The organism is Bradyrhizobium sp., assembly GCF_049798375.1.
In the GTDB taxonomy this organism is placed as follows: domain Bacteria; phylum Pseudomonadota; class Alphaproteobacteria; order Rhizobiales; family Xanthobacteraceae; genus Bradyrhizobium.
In genome coordinates this window covers 1-2,722 of the sequence record NZ_JBARGP010000093.1, presented here as the reverse complement: position 1 = coordinate 2,722, position 2,722 = coordinate 1, and the positions used below count along the sequence as shown (strand labels likewise).

General features: G+C 61.1%; 3 protein-coding genes. All 3 read right to left on the bottom strand.

From position 1 onward, the window contains the following. Positions 1-123: 123 nt before the first annotated feature. Positions 124-411, bottom strand: a complete 288-nt coding sequence (locus WA702_RS04485; RefSeq protein ID WP_425109331.1) for a hypothetical protein — start codon at positions 409-411, stop codon at positions 124-126. Between the two features lie 223 nt (positions 412-634). After that, positions 635-1,018, bottom strand: a complete 384-nt coding sequence (locus WA702_RS04480) for a RidA family protein (protein ID WP_425109330.1) — start codon at positions 1,016-1,018, stop codon at positions 635-637. A gap of 830 nt (positions 1,019-1,848) precedes the next feature. Beyond that, positions 1,849-2,722, bottom strand: an 874-nt coding sequence (locus tag WA702_RS04475; RefSeq protein ID WP_425109329.1) for a phosphomethylpyrimidine synthase ThiC, incomplete at its 5' end; no start/stop codon positions are given.

Here is a 2,722-nt window from a genome sequence, read left to right as displayed (position 1 = left end):
CCTGAAGGCGTCCAATCGCATTCCAAATTGCTGCGAGAGCGCGTTGCGCAGCATCGGGATTGCGCTCGTCGAGAAATGTCTGGAGACGCTCGATGTCCATGACGGCATCGGGCGAAAGAAGGATCATCGCAGCTTGCGGGACGTCGGTCGTGGCAGCTCGTTCGCAGAGCCCCAACTTGCCACCCATGCCTTGACCTCATCAAGGGGGACGGCAAGGCCCGTCTTGTTGAAGTCATCGAGACGCCTGCGATCTTCGGCGACATCCGGGCCCGCGATGTCGACCACCGAGTCCAACAGCGCAACGGCCTCCGCCAACACCGCTGCAACGTCCTGTCCCCGCTCAGCCGCAATTTCAGAGAGCCGGGAGTCGGTCGTTTCGTCGATGTCGATTGTGCGGCGAATGAGGTTCATGAAGGAAAGATAGGCGCCCCCGGTCGGGCTGTCGAGTGCGGAAGCCGGTCTCTCCGAGATCGTTATTCCGGGGCGCCCGCAGGGCGAGGCCGGAATCCATACTCACAGGTGAATGTTGAGAGCTAGTTATCGGACGCGCGTGCCACAAACTTCCGCTCAGGTTATGGATTCCGGCCCCGCGCTTCACGCGTCCCGGAATGGCGGAGGAGGAAGCATGCTCTCCTCACTTGACCAGCGAGGCGACGCCCTCGATCTCGATCAGCATTTTTAGACCCGGCAGCGCGACCACGACGCAGGTGGTGCGGGCCGGGTAGGGCGCCGGGCCGAACGCTTCGGCATATAGCCGGTTCATGGTGGCGACATCGGCCGCGCGCGTCAGCAGCACGTTGACTTTGAGGAGATCGCGCATCGTTGCGCCGGCCTCGCTCAGCACGCGCGTGAAGTTGGTCACGACGTTGGCGAACTGCGCCTCGAAGCCATCCGGCAGCGCACCCTGCGCGTCGAAGCCGGGAATGCCGGAGACAACGACGAGATCGCCGACCCGGGTGCCGAACGACAGCGGCGGGGCTTTGACGTGGGGTGGGGCGGGGATGTGGTGGATGGGCATCTAATTTCTCTTTCGTGATCTGCGTAGGGCAAGTTTGGCGAGCATTGTGCGAAGCCACGGTACGAGCGTAAACCGCCAGTTCATCGATAAACAACGCAGTCGGTTTTGTAGTCGCTGATGAAGGCTTTCGCCCGGCGAGACGAGCACGGCCGTAGCCATTTCCTTCTCGTAGATTCCGTCGGCACAAGATCCCGTCAGAAGATCAAGTGTGAACGGCTCCCACTCGTCGCCCACCGGCGTGTATGCCTCGCCTGATAGACGAGTGTCGCTTACGCTAATGTTACGAAAGCCGTCCCATGAAATTCGGGGACTCTGCCACCCGGTACCATATGCTCTGATCGACGTGAAATCGGTAGATCTCTGCAACACGACCATTCCAAGGGACGGAAGCGAATACGTGCTTTGAACGTCAGCGGCGATCCGGTCTCGTACAGCGCAATGCCCCGGATCTATAATGCAAGCATCACCTTGCGCTACGACGATGACGTCACGCTCATTGGGATGGTCGAGCACGGTCGTGAACCCGGTCGGTGCTCCAATGAAGTTGCCGACCCAAGACGCAGACTCTTTCGGATGAAACCGAACAACTAGCCCCTCGCGATGTTCGCTCGCGCCCTTCTTTGTGAAAGACAAGGCCATCGGACCATAGGGTGGCAAGCCGGGCAAGATTTCGAACCGCATGAACTATCTCTAAGAGAATCTATTCCGAGTGCAGCGGTCGCCTCGCTGCCGGCAGGCTGCGGAGAGGATATACCAAAAAAAACCGGGCTTTCGCCCGGCTTCGTGGATGGCCGGGACGAGCCCGGCCATGACGGTGGTGAGCGCAGGCCTCACAACACCTTATTGCTCTCCTTGACCTTCTCCGCGTCGAGATAGACCTGTCCGCCCATCTCCTTGAACTTGGCGCTCATCTGCGCCATGCCGTCTTCCGCCACGCCAGAGATCGTCATCCCGACGCTCGCCGGGTCGTTCAAAGTCGCCGCATAGTCCCGCACGTCCTGCGTGATCTTCATCGAGCAGAATTTCGGACCGCACATCGAGCAGAAATGGGCGACCTTGTGGGCTTCCTTCGGCAAGGTCTCGTCGTGGAAGTTCTTCGCGGTGTCCGGATCGAGGCCGAGGTTGAACTGGTCGGTCCAGCGGAAGTCGAAACGCGCGCGGGACAGCGCGTCGTCGCGGAGCTGGGCTGCCGGATGACCCTTGGCGAGATCGGAGGCGTGGGCCGCGATCTTATAGGTGATGACGCCGACCTTGACGTCGTTGCGGTCGGGCAGGCCGAGATGCTCCTTCGGCGTGACGTAGCAAAGCATGGCGCAGCCGAACCAGCCGATCATCGCGGCACCGATGCCGGAGGTGATGTGGTCATAGCCCGGCGCGATGTCGGTCGTCAGCGGTCCGAGCGTGTAGAATGGCGCCTCGCCGCACTCCTTGAGCTGCTTGTCCATGTTGATCTTGATCTTGTGCATCGGCACGTGGCCGGGGCCCTCGATCATGACCTGGCAACCCTTGTCCCATGCGATCTTGGTGAGCTCGCCCAAGGTCTCCAGCTCGGCGAACTGCGCGCGGTCGTTGGCATCGGCGATCGAGCCCGGACGCAGGCCGTCACCGAGCGAGAACGAGACGTCGTACTTGCGCATGAGGTCACAGATCTCGTCGAAGTGCGTATAGAGGAAGCTCTCCTTGTGATGCGCCAGGCACCACTTC